This window comes from Pseudomonas sp. PVC-3-1 (genome assembly GCF_057444315.1).
In genome coordinates this window covers 6011609-6027582 of record NZ_CM172023.1, presented here as the reverse complement: position 1 = coordinate 6027582, position 15974 = coordinate 6011609, and the positions used below count along the sequence as shown (strand labels likewise).

The 15974-nt window shown below is 65.1% G+C and carries 14 protein-coding genes; 7 read left to right on the top strand and 7 right to left on the bottom strand.

Features of this window, described 5'->3' with window-relative positions:
- Nucleotides 1-574 precede the first annotated feature (574 nt).
- On the top strand, nucleotides 575-2092 hold the full coding sequence (gene putP, locus AC2T4A_RS27850) for a sodium/proline symporter PutP (RefSeq protein WP_478377175.1): 1518 nt from the start codon (nucleotides 575-577) through the stop codon (nucleotides 2090-2092).
- Between the two features lie 254 nt (nucleotides 2093-2346).
- On the opposite strand, the gene AC2T4A_RS27845 is transcribed toward putP, so the two are convergent.
- A complete protein-coding gene (locus tag AC2T4A_RS27845; protein ID WP_416747514.1) occupies nucleotides 2347-3540 on the bottom strand; it encodes a sugar transporter in 1194 nt (397 codons plus the stop codon).
- 157 nt (nucleotides 3541-3697) lie between these two features.
- A complete protein-coding gene (locus AC2T4A_RS27840; RefSeq protein WP_486742306.1) occupies nucleotides 3698-4612 on the bottom strand; it encodes a LysR substrate-binding domain-containing protein in 915 nt (304 codons plus the stop codon).
- 139 nt (nucleotides 4613-4751) lie between these two features.
- On the opposite strand from AC2T4A_RS27840, the gene AC2T4A_RS27835 reads away from it, so the two are divergent.
- Genes AC2T4A_RS27835 through AC2T4A_RS27825 form a run of 3 tightly spaced genes read left to right on the top strand, consistent with a single transcriptional unit; the run spans nucleotide 4752 to nucleotide 5959 of the window.
- Nucleotides 4752-5390 (top strand): FMN-dependent NADH-azoreductase, encoded by a 639-nt coding sequence (locus tag AC2T4A_RS27835; RefSeq protein ID WP_486742305.1) that lies wholly within the window; start codon nucleotides 4752-4754, stop codon nucleotides 5388-5390.
- On the top strand, nucleotides 5390-5698 hold the full coding sequence (locus AC2T4A_RS27830) for a DMT family transporter (protein WP_024765558.1): 309 nt from the start codon (nucleotides 5390-5392) through the stop codon (nucleotides 5696-5698). The genes AC2T4A_RS27835 and AC2T4A_RS27830 overlap by 1 nt, the downstream gene beginning before the upstream one ends.
- Before the next feature lie 39 nt (nucleotides 5699-5737).
- Nucleotides 5738-5959, top strand: coding sequence for a VF530 family protein (locus AC2T4A_RS27825; protein ID WP_486742304.1), 222 nt, complete (start codon nucleotides 5738-5740; stop codon nucleotides 5957-5959).
- 106 nt (nucleotides 5960-6065) lie between these two features.
- On the opposite strand, the gene AC2T4A_RS27820 is transcribed toward AC2T4A_RS27825, so the two are convergent.
- The gene (locus tag AC2T4A_RS27820; RefSeq protein WP_486742303.1) at nucleotides 6066-9182 is read right to left on the bottom strand and encodes a transglycosylase domain-containing protein; all 3117 of its coding nucleotides are present in this window, start codon (nucleotides 9180-9182) and stop codon (nucleotides 6066-6068) included.
- 258 nt (nucleotides 9183-9440) lie between these two features.
- Here AC2T4A_RS27820 and AC2T4A_RS27815 point away from each other — a divergent pair, with 258 nt between their 5' ends.
- The 3 genes from AC2T4A_RS27815 to AC2T4A_RS27805 all read left to right on the top strand — a co-directional run bounded on the left by AC2T4A_RS27815 (nucleotide 9441) and on the right by AC2T4A_RS27805 (nucleotide 12314).
- The gene (locus AC2T4A_RS27815) at nucleotides 9441-9683 is read left to right on the top strand and encodes a hypothetical protein (RefSeq protein WP_416748076.1); all 243 of its coding nucleotides are present in this window, start codon (nucleotides 9441-9443) and stop codon (nucleotides 9681-9683) included.
- A gap of 233 nt (nucleotides 9684-9916) precedes the next feature.
- Nucleotides 9917-10594, top strand: a complete 678-nt coding sequence (locus AC2T4A_RS27810; RefSeq protein ID WP_486742302.1) for a class I SAM-dependent methyltransferase — start codon at nucleotides 9917-9919, stop codon at nucleotides 10592-10594.
- 325 nt (nucleotides 10595-10919) lie between these two features.
- Nucleotides 10920-12314 (top strand): amino acid permease, encoded by a 1395-nt coding sequence (locus AC2T4A_RS27805; protein ID WP_416747527.1) that lies wholly within the window; start codon nucleotides 10920-10922, stop codon nucleotides 12312-12314.
- A gap of 62 nt (nucleotides 12315-12376) precedes the next feature.
- On the opposite strand, the gene AC2T4A_RS27800 is transcribed toward AC2T4A_RS27805, so the two are convergent.
- The 4 genes from AC2T4A_RS27800 to AC2T4A_RS27785 form a co-directional block, all read right to left on the bottom strand.
- On the bottom strand, nucleotides 12377-12751 hold the full coding sequence (locus tag AC2T4A_RS27800; RefSeq protein ID WP_416747529.1) for a 5-carboxymethyl-2-hydroxymuconate Delta-isomerase: 375 nt from the start codon (nucleotides 12749-12751) through the stop codon (nucleotides 12377-12379).
- Between the two features lie 303 nt (nucleotides 12752-13054).
- Nucleotides 13055-13444 carry a hypothetical protein gene (locus AC2T4A_RS27795; RefSeq protein WP_416747531.1) on the bottom strand — a complete coding sequence of 130 codons (390 nt, stop codon included), beginning with the start codon at nucleotides 13442-13444 and terminating at the stop codon, nucleotides 13055-13057.
- Nucleotides 13445-13562: 118 nt separating this feature from the next.
- The gene (locus AC2T4A_RS27790; RefSeq protein ID WP_486742301.1) at nucleotides 13563-15185 is read right to left on the bottom strand and encodes a methyl-accepting chemotaxis protein; all 1623 of its coding nucleotides are present in this window, start codon (nucleotides 15183-15185) and stop codon (nucleotides 13563-13565) included.
- 155 nt (nucleotides 15186-15340) lie between these two features.
- A complete protein-coding gene (locus tag AC2T4A_RS27785; protein ID WP_486742300.1) occupies nucleotides 15341-15778 on the bottom strand; it encodes a YqaA family protein in 438 nt (145 codons plus the stop codon).
- Nucleotides 15779-15974 lie beyond the last annotated feature (196 nt).

Genomic DNA, 15974 nt, shown 5'->3' with positions numbered 1-15974 from the left:
GCCCATCACCGGTTTTGTCTTTGCCTGTAGCGCGCCCGCACCTGGCCGCATACACCTCTCCACGGCCCGACCTGCAGCGCCCGCCCGTGGCCTTGCGCCGTCACCGGTCGGGCCGGTGCAACCGCATCGCCCACTTTCTGTACAATCCGCGCCCTCGCGCGCCGGCCACCCCCTGCCGCATCTCCATGCGCGCCTGAACACAATTTCGAATCGCTTCGGCCAGCAGTGCTGCCCGTCCATGGGACGGTGCGTCACGCATTGCCGGGGTGTTGGCGCCGATCTCGGCGCTTGAAGGATCACCGGGCCCAGCCCGGGAAACGGCCCGCACTTCGCTTACCGGTGAAGGCGGGACGGAGGTCGCCGTGGTGAGACGGTGGCTGCAGGAAGACGCCAGCAAGGACGAGGGTGTGCCTGCGTCGGGATGCGTAGCGGTTCGGTGCCTGTTTGGTATCACGCGCAACCCGGTTTGCCTGTGAGCAAGCGCTAACCGGTCGGCGTCAACCACGCCGGCTGCCAGTCAAGGGTCCGCGATACCCCGCGAACCTGGATAAAAACAAGCTGTAGGGGAGTCCCCATGAGCGTCAACACGCCAACACTGATCACCTTCGTGATCTACATCGCGGCCATGGTTCTGATCGGCTTGGCCGCCTATCGTTCGACCAACAACTTCTCCGACTACATCCTCGGTGGCCGCAGCCTCGGCAGCTTCGTCACCGCACTGTCGGCCGGCGCCTCGGACATGAGCGGCTGGCTGCTCATGGGCCTGCCGGGCGCCATCTACCTGTCGGGCATCTCGGAAAGCTGGATCGCCATCGGCCTGATCTGCGGCGCCTACCTGAACTGGCTGTTCGTCGCCGGCCGCCTGCGTGTGCATACCGAGCACAATGGCAACGCGCTGACCCTGCCGGACTACTTCAGCACCCGCTTCGAGGACAACAGCCGCATCCTGCGCGTCATCTCCGCGCTGGTGATCCTGGTGTTCTTCACCATCTACTGCGCCTCCGGCATCGTTGCCGGCGCCCGTTTGTTCGAAAGCACCTTCGGCATGTCCTACGAGACTGCGCTGTGGGCCGGTGCTGCCGCGACCATCGCCTACACCTTCGTTGGTGGTTTCCTGGCGGTGAGCTGGACTGACACCGTGCAGGCGTCGCTGATGATCTTCGCGCTGATCCTTACCCCGATCTTCGTGCTGCTCGCCACTGGCGGTATCGATCCGGCCTTTGCCGCGATCGAGCTGAAGGATGCGGCCAACTTCGACATGTTCAAGGGCGCTTCGTTTGTCGGCGTGCTGTCGCTGATGGCCTGGGGGCTGGGCTACTTCGGCCAGCCGCACATCCTGGCGCGCTTCATGGCCGCCGATTCGGTGAAGTCGATCCCGGCTGCCCGCCGCATCTCCATGGCCTGGATGATTCTCTGTCTGGGCGGCGCCGTCGCCGTGGGCTTCTTCGGCATCGCCTACTTCCAGGCGCACCCGGAGCAGGCCGGTGCCGTGGGCGAGAACCACGAGCGCATCTTCATCGAACTGGCGAAGATCCTGTTCAACCCGTGGATCGCCGGCGTGCTGCTGTCCGCCATCCTCGCCGCGGTAATGAGCACCCTGAGCTGCCAGCTGCTGGTGTGCTCCTCGGCGCTCACCGAAGACTTCTACAAGGCCTTCCTGCGCAAGAACGCCAGCCAGCTCGAGCTGGTGTGGGTCGGCCGCGCGATGGTGCTGCTGGTGGCGCTGGTGTCCATCGCCCTGGCCGCCAACCCGGAAAACCGCGTACTGGGCCTGGTCTCCTACGCCTGGGCCGGCTTCGGCGCCGCCTTCGGTCCGCTGGTGCTGTTCTCCGTACTGTGGAAAGGCATGACCCGCAATGGCGCGCTGGCCGGCATCATCGTCGGTGCGGTCACCGTGATCGTGTGGAAGCAGTTCGGTTGGCTCGGCCTGTACGAGATCATCCCGGGCTTCATCCTCTCCAGCGTTTCCATCGTGGTGTTCAGCCTGATCGGCTCGGCACCGTCGAAGGCCATGATCCAGCGCTTCGAGGAAGCCGAGGCGGAATACGCCGAGGCTACTCAGCCGGCAGGCACTGTCGTGACCAGCCGCTGATCCTCAGCTGAATGAAAAGGCCGCGCTCCCGGAAGGGGCGCGGCCTTTTTTGTGGCGCAGGAATTGGCTTCTTGTAGGAGCGAGCTTGCTCGCGAACCCCTTGATGCTGTGGGTATCGGATGGGTTCGCGAGCAAGCTCGCTCCTACAGATCATGGCTCCGTGCTGACCTGTCCGCGATGCCCTCCGGCGCGATGCGGACCTATCGCGGACAAAGTCCGCTCCTGCGTTGGTTGGCGAATCCGGCGTTGGGCGATCAACGCGAGGTGTGGCCGCTCAGCGTCGCCGCATACCGCCAGCAGGCGAACAGGCAGAGCAGCAGGCCGACCACGGCGAGTGCGCCGCCGACATAGCCGATCCACTCCAGCCCCATGCCCACCGCTACGCGGCTGCCCAAAAGCGCGCCGCCGCCGATGCCGACGTTGTACAGGCCGGAGAACATCGCCATGGCCACATCGGTGGCGTCATGGGCCAGTTGCAGTACCTTGGCCTGCAGCGCCAGGCCGAAGCAGAGGATCGCCGCGCCCCAGAACAGGCTCAGGCCCAGCAGCGCCGTCGGCGAGTGGGCCAGTGGCATCAGCAGCAGGAGCGAGCCCCCCAGCACGGCAATCGCGATGCATGGGAAAGCGCGTGGGAAGCGCTCGCTGTAGCGGCTGAAGAGGATCGAGCCGAACATCCCGGCGCCGCCGAACAGCAGCAGGAGCAGCGTGGTCTTGTGGCTGTCCAGCGCGGCGATCTCCCGCGCGAAGGGTTCGATGTAGCTATAGGCAGTGAATTGCGCGGTGATCACCAGCACGGTGAGTACGTACATCGACACCAGCGCCGGGCGCCGCAACAGCAGCGGCAGGCTGCGCAGCGAGCCGGAATTCTGGCTCGGCAGCAGCGGCAGGGCACGGGCCAGCCAGAGCACCACGACCACCGAAACGCCGGCGATGGTGAGGAAGGTCGTGCGCCAGCCCAGCGCCTCGCCGAGCATGCGCCCGAGCGGAATGCCCAGCACCATCGCCAGGATGGTCCCGGTGGCCAGCAGGCCGAGCGCCTTCGCCTGCTGGCCCGGCGGTGCTACCCGCACGGCCAGCGATGCGGTGATCGACCAGAACACGGCGTGGGCGAAGGCGATGCCGAAGCGGCTGATCATCAGCACCGTGAAGTTCCAGGCGAAGCCCGAGAGCACATGGCTGACGATGAACAGGCAGAAGATCACCACCAGCAGGCGGCGGCGCTCCATGTTGCGGGTCAGTTGCATCAGCGGCAGCGAGGCCAGCGACACGACCCAGGCGTAGAGCGTAAGCATCAGCCCGGTCTGTTCCGGACGCATGTCGAAGCTCGCGCCGATGTCGCTGAGCAGGCCCACCGGGACGAACTCGGTGGTGTTGAAGATGAAAGCGGCGATGGCCAGGGCGATGACGTTCAGCCAACTGCCGGAGCGGGTTTCTTGCGCGGTAGTCATGGGAATCCTGAGGTGAAGTGGGGCTCAGGCCGTGCCCAGGGATCACGTGCTGCGTGTCCGGGCAAAGAAGAATTGTTGTTGCGGCGGTGGCTGATTCTACTCACGCATCCCTGCTCGCGCACGGCAAAGGAGCGCGTGCGCGGGTGCAGCGGCAGGCTCAGGCAGCGCTGTCGATCAGTGGGTCCGCCGCTTGCGCTGCTTCCTCGGCCAGCCAGTCGAGGAACGCGCGCACCGGCGGATGGCGCTCGCGACCGGGTACGCAGAGCGCGGTGTAGCTCGCGCCGGGGACGTTGATCTCCGGCCGGTAGGGCGCCAACAGGCCTTTCTCCACGCTCTCGGAGACCAGCAGCGAGCTGGCCAGTACGAGTCCTTGCCCGGCGATGGTCGCCTGCAGGGCGTAGAACTCCTCGTCGTACTCGCGCTGTATCGCCTGGGTCAGCAGGCATTCCTCGCCGGCCACCCGGCACCATGCCTTCCAGCCACGCTCATAGAGTTCGGAATTGTGCCAGCGCACGCTGATCATCTCCGGCACCTCTACGTCGGCAGTGGCCACCAGCGCCGGTGCGCCATAGACGGCGAAGCGTTCTGCCAGCAGGAACTGGCTGTGCATGCGCGGGTAGTCGCCGAAGCCGTAACGGATGGCGAGGTCGACGCTGGCGTCCTGTTGCAGGTCGAGCAGCTCGCACTGGCTGTCCAGGCGCAGGCGGATGTGCGGGTGGCGCGCGTAGAAACGACCCAGGCGAGGCACCAGCCACAGCGCGGCGAAGGCCGGCGTGGTGGAAATCGTCAGGCTGCTGGCGCTGCGTTGCGGGCGCAGGCTGTCCACCGATTGCGACACCTCCAGCAGCGCACCGTGCAGGCTGCGGAACAGGCGCTCGCCAGCTTCTGTCAGGCGCACCTGGCGCGGCAGGCGCTCGAACAGCGGCAGGCCCAGCCAGTCCTCCAGCGCGCGCACTTGGTGCGAGACCGCGGTGGGCGTCACGGCCAGTTCCTGGGCGGCAGACTTGAAGCTCAGCTGGCGCGCGGCGGATTCGAAGGTGCGCAGAGCGGGAAGCGGCAGGTTGGCGAACATGTAGTGCTCCATGGATGAGTTGTACTCATCCGGAAGTAAAAACCCTCAGTTGTCCGGCTGGCAGGCTGGAAATAGCTTAGGCGGCAACTGGAGGTCATTCATGACCTCCGCAGTGTACACCTTAAGCAAGGAAAGACAGATGAACAGGATTCTCGCCATTCACGCCAGCCCCCGGGCCGATCGCTCTCACTCCCGCCGCCTGGCCGAGGGCTTCCTCGCTGCACTGCCGAAGGCGGAGATCACCCGCCGCGAGGTAGGTCGCGCCGACCTGCCGCATGTCAGCGAAGGTTTCATTGCCGCCGCCTTCCACCCGCAGCGTGAGCATCGCCCGGCCGAGTTGCAGGCCGAGCTGGCGCTGAGCGAAACGCTGGTGGATGAGTTGCTCGCCCACGACCTGCTGGTGATCTCCACCCCCATGTACAACTTCAGCGTGCCCAGCGGCCTGAAGGCCTGGGTCGATCAGATCGTTCGTATCGGCCGCACCTTCGACCTGCACCTCAAGGACGGCGAGGCGGAGTACGAGCCGTTGCTCAAGGGCCGCAAGGCGCTGATCATCACCAGCCGCGGTGGCGCCGGAATGGGGCCGGGCGGTGAGCTGGAGTGGATGAACCATGCCGACGCCTGGCTGCGCGTGGCGCTGGGTTTCCTCGGCATCGAGGACGTCCAGGTGATCGCCGCCGAGGGCGAGGAGGGCAATCCCGAATCCTTCCGCGCGTCTTATCAACAGGCTGAAAAAGCCCTGGCCGATCTCGCCGAGAGCGAGTGGGCGCGTGCGTGATGGCCTGGGCAATGCTGATGGTGGCGGCGGTGTTCGAGGTGATGTTCGCGGTGTCGATGAAGTACGCCGAGGGTTTTACCCGGCCGCTGCCGACCGTGGTGACGGTGCTCGCCGTGATCGGCGGGATCTTCTTCCTGACCCTGGCGATGCGCCAGTTGCCGGTGAGCATCGCCTACCCGATCTGGACCGCTATCGGCACCCTGGGCACGGTGTTTTTCGGCTTCCTGCTGCTGGGCGAGGCGCTGACCTTGACCAAGCTGGCGTCGGTCGCCCTGATCATCGCCGGCGTGGCCGGGCTGCGGGCCTGATGCTAAGGTGCCGCGCATTCTCCGCACGACGACACCGACATGAACGACAAACCGAAGAACCTGCTGCACGGCGTGACCCTGGAAGCCATCCTCACCCAGCTGGTGGCGCAGTACGGCTGGGACGGGTTGGCCAAGCGCATCGACGTACGCTGCTTCAAGAACGACCCGAGCATCAAGTCCAGCCTGACCTTTCTGCGCCGTACGCCCTGGGCGCGGGAGCAGGTCGAAGCGCTGTACGTGAAGAGCGTGCAGGGCAAATAGCGGGACTGTTCTGCTCTTCGTAGGAGCGAGCTTGCTCGCGAACCGCCTGATGCCATTGGTGCCCGGCGAGGTTCGCGAGCAATCTCGCTCCTACAGGTTCAGCTTTTCAGCGCCAACTTACTCGCAGATTATCCAGCCGTTCCTGGCACCCGGTGCTGATCCCCGGCTCCAGATAGCTGGTCAACAGCGGCGCCATGCCCTTGAGTACCTGCACCGGCAGCGCCGAGGTGAACTTGAATCCATCCGACTCGCTGCCGGCCACATAGGCGGTGAGCGTGCCGAAGTGGCGCGGGCCGATGTAAAAGACGAAGGTCGCCGTGCGGTTCATCGCCTTCGAACTCTTCACCCAGCCGCTGCGGGTGACGCTCTCGATCCGGTTGTCGCCGGTGCCGGTCTTGCCGCCCATCACCAGCGCGTTGCCGTCGGCCAGCTTGAAGGTGCCGGACAAACGCCGCGCGGTGCCCGCGTCCACCACCTGCGATAGCGCGGTGCGCAACGCCTGGGCAACTTCCGAACGCATCACCTGGCGGCCATTGCCCGATTCCGGGCCGAGGCTGACTTCGTACGGCGTGGCAGCGGCGAAGTGCAGGCTGTCGATGCGCAGGGTCGGCATGCGTACGCCGTCGTTGAGGATGATACCCATCAGTTCCGCCAGGGCGGCTGGGCGGTCGCCGGAACTGCCCAGCGCGGTGGCCAGCGACGGCACCAGGTGGTCGAACGGGTAGCCCAGGCGCTTCCACTGCTCATGCAGGTCTAGGAAGGCTTCTACCTCCAGCATGATGCGAATGCGCTTGTCGCGGGCGTACTTGTGCCGCGACTTGAACAACCAGCCGTAGACTTCCTTGCGCTCGGCGCTGCTGGCAGCGACGGCGTCGGCGAATGTGGCTGCCGGTTGCCGTTGCAGGTAGCCCAGCAGCCACAGTTCCAGCGGGTGCACGCGGGCGACGTAACCCTGGTCATTGAGGTTGAAGGCGCCCGGCCCGTAGCGGGTGTAGAGGTCCTCGATGCGCTTGTCGGTGAGCTTGTCGCCGGCGTAGTGGCCTTGTTTCAGGCGGTCCTGCAGGAAGGCGGCGAAGGTCGGGACATCCGCCTGCGGTTGCAGGTAGCGGTGGATCGCCGCCAGTCGCACCGGCCAGGCGCGCAGGCCGTCGAGGAAGGTGGTCAGGCGTTCGTCGTTGTCCTTGCCCTTGTACTTCTGCCAGAAGCGCAGCAGGTAGACCTGGCTTTCCTTGTCGACGAAGCGGTCGAGATAGTCCTGCCGGCGCGGGTCCTTGTCGTCGGCCAGCACGGCGACCTTGCTGCCCTCGTTGGCGTAGATGTCATGACGCACCAGGTCGCGCAGCAGCCGCACGAAGGGCAGGTTGATCGACTCACGCAGGGCGTCCTGCAGGGTCGGGATGCGGCCGTTGTCTTCCTTGCGGAAGTTGCTGAAGGTGTGGATGCCGCCGCCGGTGAAGAAGCTTTCGTAGGGGCTGGCGGAATACTTGCGCTGCAGGGCGGCAGCGAGCATGTCTGGCAGGTTGCGATCCTTGGCGGTGATCAGGTAGTCGATGGACCAGCGGCTGAGGAAGTCCAGCGGCTCCACCGGCACCTTCTTCAGTTCGGCGACGGACAGCGGCGCGTACTGCTGGTGCAGGTCGGCGATGGTTTCCAGGTAGGTGGAGAGCACGCGCAGCTTGGCGGTGGAACCCAGCTCCAGCTTGCTGCCCTCGTTGATGTCGAAGGGCTGCTCGGTGCTGTCGGTCTGCACGCGCACGCGGTTGCCGCTGGGGGTGCGCTCGAACAGGGTGAAGCTGTAGCGCACGTCCCTGGTCTTGTCCTTGGACAACAGGTGCTCGCCGAACAGCCCGATCTGCTCGGCGAATGCGGGGTCGGACAACTGCCGCAGGTAACCGGTGACCTGCTCCTGCAACTCATGCTGCAGGGTGGTGGTGAAGCTCATGTCGAAGCGGTCGAGGTCGTACAGCGGCACATCGAGCATACCGGCCAGGCGCGTGCGCGCCAGGCCGATGCCTTTGTTGTTCTCCAGCGGAGTGAAGCTGGGTTCGCTGCGCGGGTCGCGGAATACCAGCTTCTGCTTGAGGGCGGCGTCGCGCAGTTCGGGGGCGATCACATTGTTCTGCGCCAGCAGGCGCAGGTAGCTGTCGGTCAGTACGGCCAGTTGGTCACGGCCACGCGCCAGGTACCAGGAGGGCCGGCGGTGGGCGATCATCAGCGACACCACCTGGCGCAGCGCCTTGCCCTGGGCGGCCAGTTCTGCGCCGGAACCGGGCGGGGTATTGAGCAGTTTGTTGACCTGCTGGTAGTCGGCGCCGTACCAGATCCACAGGCCGTCCGGCAGGCCGCTGACCTCGCCGTAGCCCGGCTGCGCCGAGAGTGGCACCGAGTTGAGGTAGGTGAGGGCGACGTTGCGCCGCGCCGCCATGTTCTGCGCGCCGTTCTGGTAGGTGCGTACGCTGGCCGACGCCATCTGTCGCAACTTATCGGTGATGGAGTTGGTGCGGCCATCCTCGGAATGGCGGTACTTCTCGATCTGAGTGGCGAGGGTGCTGCCGCCGGGCGCGTGGTTGCCCAGGCCGACCAGCTTGCCCACCTGCGCCACCGAGGCCTGGGTGAAGCGGCTCCAGTCGATGGCCGGGTTCAGGTAGGGGCGGTTGGGGTCGAGCAGGTCGCGGTTCTCTATGAACAGCAGGCTGTTGACGATGGCTGGCGAGATGCTTTCGAAGTTGGCGTAGAGCCGCTGCGGGTAGCGGAAGTTGTAGATCGGCAGGCCGCGGCAGTCGGCGATGTCGACGCCGGCCTGGGCCTTCTCCGGGTAGGGCGGAAACATGCCATGGCTGGTGTACTGCATCAGCGGATCGGAGAAGCGCGCCTGACTCAGGGTGACGAAGTTGCGTTCGTGCAGGCGTCCCAGGAAGCTTGGCAATTGCTGGTAGCCCAGGCGTCGATCGAAGGGGCCGCCCTGGGGGTACACCACATTGCCGGTGCCGCCCTGTTCCAGGCTCCAGGTCAGCCCGGTGGCATAGCGTGCCAATTCACGCGCCTGCAGCTTGGAGGTGCGCGCTTCATAGAGCAGCGCCGCGCCCATGGCGGCCAGCAATGGCAGGAGAAAAAGGAAGAGGATGAGGAAGCGGTGGTGATGCACTTTCTGTGGGGAAAGGCCGGGCCCCAGACTTCCCGGTTGAGCTGCCACTTGCGTACCGGAATGCTTCGAGTTGCCCATCTTCACGCCCCGCCCATGCTTGTACGACAGCCCAGGTAGCGGACTCCGCCCACGTGATGGCCGGCGCCTTCCTGGCGCCGCGAAAGCCGCTGTCCCCCGCGGCTTTCCTAACTTCCAGCGTAGTCGGCGGCGAAAAAACTGCGCGCCGCCCGGCACCGTTGATGACCGTGCGGATTGATTTGCCGACGGCCAGCAGGTGCAATGTACTGACTTCGACAGGAACCCTTGCTCATGCGTTCGCCTTTTCTACCTTGTAGCCTGCCACTCGCCCTGCCGCTGTCCGCCCTGTTACTGGCGTCCTTGAGCGCCCAGGCGGCGCCGATGCCGTTCTACCGCTGGCAGAGCACGCTCGATGGCGCCTACACCTGCCAGCAGACCTCACCGGGCAGTGGCTGGCAGAAGATCGGCGGGCCGTTCCGCGATGCCGGCTGCCGCGAAGCGTTGCCGCAGACGCCGCCGCCCAAGGGATTGGCGGTGCCCAAGGTATTGAAGGGGCAGTGATCTGGAATCGGGTGGCAATTCCTTGTAATGGGATGGTGTGTGCCGCCGCTTCCCCCTCACCCCAGCCCTCTCCCAGGGGGAGAGGGAGCCGATCGTGCCGGCTGACGCTGTTGTTTCATCCTGCACCGAACGGTTCCCTCTTCCGCTTGCGGGAGAGGGTTAGGGTGAGGGGCTCTTGAGCTTTCAGGAGCGGATTCATCCGCGAGCTCTTCACCTCACGCACGGAGCCCAGCATGACCGACCACGACGCCCGAATTCGCCACAGCTGGCAGGCCAACGCCGATGCCTGGACCCGCGCCGTGCGCGAGCAGCGTATCGAGAGCCGGCGGCTGGTCACGGACGCGGCAATCCTCAGCGCCATCGCCGATGGCCCGGCGCGGCGGGTGCTCGATATCGGCTGCGGCGAAGGCTGGTTGTGTCGCGCGTTGGCGGAACGGGGCAGCGAGTGCGTCGGTGTGGACGCCTCTTCACCCTTGATCGACTCGGCGAAAGCCTTGGGTGGCGGGCGCTTCGAGGTCATGGATTACGCCGCGCTGATCGAGTCGGGAAACCGCCTTGGCCAGTTCGACGTTCTGGTCTGCAACTTCGCCCTGCTCGACGACTACATCGCGCCCTTGCTCGGCGCGCTACGTGATCGGCTCGATGCCGGCGGACGGCTGCTGATCCAGACCGTGCACCCCTGGAGCGCCTGCGGCGACGAGCCCTATACGGACGGCTGGCGCCTGGAAACCTTTGCCGGTTTTGGTGGGGAGTTCAGCTCGCCGATGCCCTGGTTCTTCCGCACCCTGGAGTCCTGGCTGGCGCTGCTGGCTGCCAGCGGCTGGCGTCTTCGGCAGCTGCGCGAGCCGCGCCATCCGGACACCGGCCAGCCCTGCTCGCTGTTGCTGGAGCTGCACCCGGTGGCGGGCTGAGGCGCTCTACACCGGGCTTGTGCAGGTGCGCGGATGTGGCGATACGCCGCTATTCCTTTGGTCACATTGCACCTTGGTGGTGCAGACGTTTCCCACACACTTGTGTAACACTCGCCCGCGACCTCAGCCGTGGTCCTCCCGCAATGCCCACGTCCGCTTCACAAGAGTGGACAGCCTCTTCCGGTGTGCCGTCCTGGAACTGCCAGACACTTCTCCCTCCGTGCCGATCGGCGCGGTGGCGAAGCTTTTCCGGTGGTCCTGCATCCCGACCGCACTCAGAGTCCACAGCTGATTACTCCCAAGAACAAAATGAGGTTGCATCACCATGTCGTCCCACGATCTCCAAAGGGATCTCAACGAGCGGCACATCCGTCTCATGGCCCTGGGCGCCTGCATCGGCGTCGGTCTGTTCCTCGGCTCCGCCAAGGCCATCCAGATGGCCGGCCCGGCCATCATGCTGTCCTACATCATCGGCGGTCTCGCCATCCTCGTGATCATGCGCGCCCTCGGCGAGATGGCCGTGCACAATCCCGTGGCCGGCTCCTTCGCCCGCTACGCGCAGGACTACCTCGGCCCGCTGGCCGGCTACCTGACCGGCTGGAACTACTGGTTCCTCTGGCTGGTGACCTGCGTCGCGGAAATCACCGCGGTGGCCATCTACATGGGCATCTGGTTCCCCGATGTACCGCGCTGGATCTGGGCGCTGGCCGCACTGGCGAGCATGGGCACCATCAACCTCATCGCCGTGCGAGCCTTCGGCGAGTTCGAGTTCTGGTTTGCCCTGATCAAGATCGTCACCATCGTCGCCATGATCCTGGTCGGCGCCGGCATGATCTTCTTCGGATTCGGCAACGGCGGCATCGCCACCGGTATCTCCAATCTCTGGAGCAACGGCGGCTTCATGCCCCACGGCATCACCGGCGTGCTGATGTCGCTGCAGATGGTGATGTTCGCCTACCTGGGCGTGGAGATGATCGGCCTCACCGCCGGTGAAGCGAAGAACCCGCAGAAGACCATCCCCGGCGCGATCAACTCGGTGTTCTGGCGCATCCTGCTGTTCTACGTGGGCGCGCTGTTCGTGATCATGTCGATCTACCCGTGGAGCGAGATCGGCACCCAGGGCAGCCCCTTCGTCATGACGTTCGAGCGCATGGGCATCAAGACCGCCGCCGGCATCATCAACTTCGTGGTGATCACCGCCGCGCTGTCGTCCTGCAACGGCGGTATCTTCAGCACCGGCCGCATGCTTTACAGCCTCGCCCAGCACGGCCAGGCTCCGGCGGTGTTCGCCAAGACCTCCAGGGGCGGCGTGCCGCGCAATGCGCTGCTGCTGTCGATCTTCGCGCTGCTGCTGGGCGTTCTGCTGAACTATCTCGTGCCCGAGAAGGTGTTCACCTGGGTAACCTCCATCGCCACCTTCGGAGCGATCTGGACCTGGGCGATGATCCTGCTGGCTCAGCTGAAATTCCGCCGCGGCCTCTCTGCCGCCGAAGCCGGAAAGCTGCAGTTCAAGATGTGGCTGTACCCGCTCAGCTCCTACCTCGCCATGGCCTTCCTGGTGCTGGTGGTGGTGCTGATGGCCTTCTTCGAGGACACCCGCATCGCGCTGTACATCGGCCCGGCCTTCCTGGTGCTGCTGACGGTGCTGTACTACGCGCTGAACCTTGCCCCCAAGAATCTGGCTCCCAAAGAGCAGGGCAGCGTTGCCAGCCGTGCCTGATGGGCGGTTGAGCGAATGAATAAAGGGCCTCTTCGGAGGCCCTTTTTCTTTCCTGTGCCGGTTCAGGCGGTGGGCAGGCTGCCGGCCATACGCGTCAGGCTGCGGTCGAGCTCGGTGATTTCCAGCTGCAAGCCCACCGGGCGTTTTTCGATGAGGGCAGCCAGGGTCTGTTCGGCGGTGGCGAACAAGGTGTCGACGATGCGCTGGCGCAGCTCCTCCGGGCGCCCGGGGGCGATGCGGATATGGATGTTGATGAAGGCTTCATTCGCCGTGTTGGCACCCACCTGGTATTCCTCGATGGCGCGGGCGAAGGTGCGCAGGCCGTTCAGAGGAAATACTCTCAGGCCTTGTGCCGCCTCGTGCACCTTGCGCGGTAGTTCCAGTGGCAGCAGGTCGTCGGTGAGATTGGCGGTGTAGTCGATGGCGATGTGGGGCATGTCGGCGTCCTGTTTCGGGAAGCCGCCATCCTAGGCGGATGGGGGCGCGAGGGACATGCGAGTGACTACGTATTCGAGCCATCGCGGACGGGGTCCGCTCCTGTGTGGAAGATCAGCGTTCGGGTCGGCCCTCACCGCAGCCCTCTCCCACAGGGAGATGGGGCCGTTCGGTGCAGGAGCGAGCTTGCTCGCGAATGACTGCTCGGGAGTAGGGCTGTTCGCGAGCAAGCTCGCTCCTACACGTACGGTGGCGAATAAAAAACCGGCCACATGGGCCGGTTCTTTATTGCCTGCGGATAATCCTCACTGCTGAGGAATCATCCCCTCGATGCGCTTGGCGAAGGCGTTCGCCAGCGGGCCATCGGCGAGCAGCAGCAGGTAGTCATGTTCGGACTTGGCTGCCGGGGCGATCTGGTACTTCAGGGTGCCCGAGGCGACCTGGCCGACCACCGGCACCGACAGGGTGCCGACGCACTCGAGCACGCCGCTGTCCGGGTCCTTGTCGATGATCGCCACGTCTTTCAGTTCGGCTTTGCTCAACGCGTCGGACTGGGCGGAAAGCGCGCCGGACAGGAAGACCTTCACCAACTGGTTCTTCACATCGTCCGAACCGCAGACCTTGGCCTCGTTGCCCCCGCAGGCGCTGAGCAACGCGGCGGCGGCCAGCACGGCCGACAATTTCAACAGTTTCATCTATCCACCCTGTGGCGTTCCATGATGGCCATTGGATAGGAAAATGCCGGAAAAATTCCCTAACTCAACGTCCCGTTTCGCTACTCAGTTGGCGAAACGGGAGTAGGAATACCGGCCATCAGACCACGAAGCGCGCCACCATGCCGTTCAGGCCCACGGCCAGGCGTGCCAGCTCCTGGCTCGCTGCGTTGGTCTGGGCGGCGCCCGCCGAGGTCTGGTTGGCCAGGTCGCGAATGGTCAGCAGGTTGCGGTCCACCTCGCGGGCGACCTGGGCCTGTTCCTCCGTGGCGCTGGCGATCACCAGGTTGCGCTCGTTGATCAATGACATGCGCTCCAGGATCACCTGCAGCGAAGCGCCGGCCTCGCCGGTGCGGCTGACGGTGCGCTCGGCGTGGGCGGTGCTGCTGAGCAGGGCGGTGACGGTGCGGTCGCTGCCGTTCTGGATGGCCGAGACCAATTCCTCGATCTCGCGGGTGGAGCTCTGGGTGCGCTGGGCCAGCGAACGCACCTCGTCGGCGACCACCGCGAAGCCGCGCCCGGCCTCGCCGGCGCGGGCGGCTTCGATGGCGGCGTTGAGCGCCAGCAGGTTGGTCTGCTCGGCGACGCTGCGGATCACCTCCAGCACCTTGCCGATGTCCTGCGCCTGGTTGGCCAGGGCTTCGGCCTGCTGCGAGGCCTGGCCCACTTCGCCGGCCAGGGTACCGATGGCGTTGGAGGTTTCGTCCACCTGCTCGCTGCCGTTGCGCGCGGCGTCGATGGCCTCGCGGGAGGCGGCGGAAGTGGAGGCGGCGTTGCTGGCCACTTCTTCCACGGCGCTGGTCATCTGGTTGACGGCCGTTGCGGCCATTTCGATCTGGTCGCTCTGTTGCTGCAGTGCGCGGCTGCTGTCTTCCATGACGCTGTGCATTTCCTCGGCGGCCGAGGCGAGTTGGCTGGCCGAATTGCCGATGCCGCGAATGGTCTCGCGCAGGCTGTTCTGCATGTCCGCCAGAGCGTTGAGCAGTTGCGCCGGCTCGTCGCGGCCTTCAACGGTGAAGCGCTGGCTGAGGTCGCCGCTGGCGATGATCTGCGCCACGCGCACCGCCTGGTTGAGCGGCACGACGATGCTGCGGGTGAGCTGCCAGGCCAGCAGCAGGGTCAGGCCTACGCTCAGCAACAGGACTGCGCTGACCACCAGTCGACCGCTCTGGTACTGCTCCACGGCGCGGTTGGCTGCGGCGGAAGCGCCATTGCGGTTGAGGTCGATCAGCGCGGTGAGGCGCTTGTTCAGCTCCACACCCTGCTGGGCGATGCTGCCGTTGAGGATGTGCAGCGCACCTTCGTAGTCGTTCTGCCGGACGTTTTCCACCAGTTGGTCGACGAAGCCGAGGTAGCCGTCCAGCGCCTGACGCAGTTCGTCAGTGCGTTGCTGTTCCTCGGCGCTGAGGATCAACCGGCGATAGTCGGCCAGCACCCTGTCCTTGTCCTGCCGCGCTTCGGCGATGAGACCCAGGCTGCGTTGCTGCGCAGCGCCGTCGTGGTTGACCAGCAGGCGCATCGATTCCAGGCGGATGCGGGCAATGTCGCCTGACAGCTGGTTCATGTAGTTGATGCTCAGCAGCCAGTTGCTGTCGATTTCTTCGGACGCGGTGCGCAGGGTCGACAGCTTGTACAGCGAGAACAGCCCGAGAAACACCAGGAGCAGGCCCATGGCTGCAAAACCCAGGGACGCGCGGCGGCCAATACTCATGCTTCTGAACATCGTGAATTTCCCTTTTCTTCATCCATTGTATGGGGCTCGGAAGCCCAGCCATCCACGGTGATGGCGCAGTGATATTACTGGGCGCCATTTTTTCGCAGCAGTGGCAAAACAGGACTAGCAGACGAAAAACCTGTCCGCTTTGGAGAGGGGATCATTCAGACGAGCGTGAGCCAGGCCAGCACCGCGTAGCGCCCGACCTTGGCCAGCGTGACCAGCAGCAGGAAGCGCCACAACGGCTCGCGCATGACGCCGGCGATCAGCGTCAACGGGTCGCCGATCACGGGCGCCCAGCTCAGCAGCAGCGACCAGCTGCCGAAGCGCCGGTACTGGCGCTGGGCCTTTTCCAGGGCGGTGTCGCTCACCGGAAACCAGCGGCGGCCGTGCCAGCGCTCCAGCCCGCGCCCCAGCAGCCAGTTCACCAGTGAGCCGAGCACGTTGCCCAGGCTGGCGGCCAGCAGCAGCGACCACACCGGGTATTGCCCGCCCAGCAGCAGGCCGACCAGCACGGCTTCCGATTGCAGCGGCAGCAGGGTGGCGGCGCCAAAGGCGGAGAGGAAAAGGCCAAGGTGAGCGGCCAGGGCAAGGCTGAGCATTAGTCTTGAATTGGCCGAGGAAAATGAGGCGTCAGAGTGACAGAACCGGCGTACTAAAAATTCGGAATAAAGAGATAAGGTTCCAGCGTCTCCGGATACTATATGTCCTATCTTGCTGAGGATTTAGTAGGAATTTACATTCGCGCGTTAACTTGCCCGAATGCATCATCCGTCGGCACGCCACACATCTTCTGGG

Bases quoted from the DNA above. Each gene is read 5' to 3' on its own strand.
- putP (WP_478377175.1), top strand. From the start codon at position 575: ATGAGCGTCAACACGCCAACACTGATCACCTTCGTGATCTACATCGCG.
- AC2T4A_RS27845 (WP_416747514.1), bottom strand. From the start codon at position 3,540: ATGACTACCGCGCAAGAAACCCGCTCCGGCAGTTGGCTGAACGTCATC.
- AC2T4A_RS27840 (WP_486742306.1), bottom strand. From the start codon at position 4,612: ATGTTCGCCAACCTGCCGCTTCCCGCTCTGCGCACCTTCGAATCCGCC.
- AC2T4A_RS27835 (WP_486742305.1), top strand. From the start codon at position 4,752: ATGAACAGGATTCTCGCCATTCACGCCAGCCCCCGGGCCGATCGCTCT.
- AC2T4A_RS27830 (WP_024765558.1), top strand. From the start codon at position 5,390: ATGGCCTGGGCAATGCTGATGGTGGCGGCGGTGTTCGAGGTGATGTTC.
- AC2T4A_RS27825 (WP_486742304.1), top strand. From the start codon at position 5,738: ATGAACGACAAACCGAAGAACCTGCTGCACGGCGTGACCCTGGAAGCC.
- AC2T4A_RS27820 (WP_486742303.1), bottom strand. From the start codon at position 9,182: ATGGGCAACTCGAAGCATTCCGGTACGCAAGTGGCAGCTCAACCGGGA.
- AC2T4A_RS27810 (WP_486742302.1), top strand. From the start codon at position 9,917: ATGACCGACCACGACGCCCGAATTCGCCACAGCTGGCAGGCCAACGCC.
- AC2T4A_RS27805 (WP_416747527.1), top strand. From the start codon at position 10,920: ATGTCGTCCCACGATCTCCAAAGGGATCTCAACGAGCGGCACATCCGT.
- AC2T4A_RS27800 (WP_416747529.1), bottom strand. From the start codon at position 12,751: ATGCCCCACATCGCCATCGACTACACCGCCAATCTCACCGACGACCTG.
- AC2T4A_RS27795 (WP_416747531.1), bottom strand. From the start codon at position 13,444: ATGAAACTGTTGAAATTGTCGGCCGTGCTGGCCGCCGCCGCGTTGCTC.
- AC2T4A_RS27790 (WP_486742301.1), bottom strand. From the start codon at position 15,185: ATGTTCAGAAGCATGAGTATTGGCCGCCGCGCGTCCCTGGGTTTTGCA.
- AC2T4A_RS27785 (WP_486742300.1), bottom strand. From the start codon at position 15,778: ATGCTCAGCCTTGCCCTGGCCGCTCACCTTGGCCTTTTCCTCTCCGCC.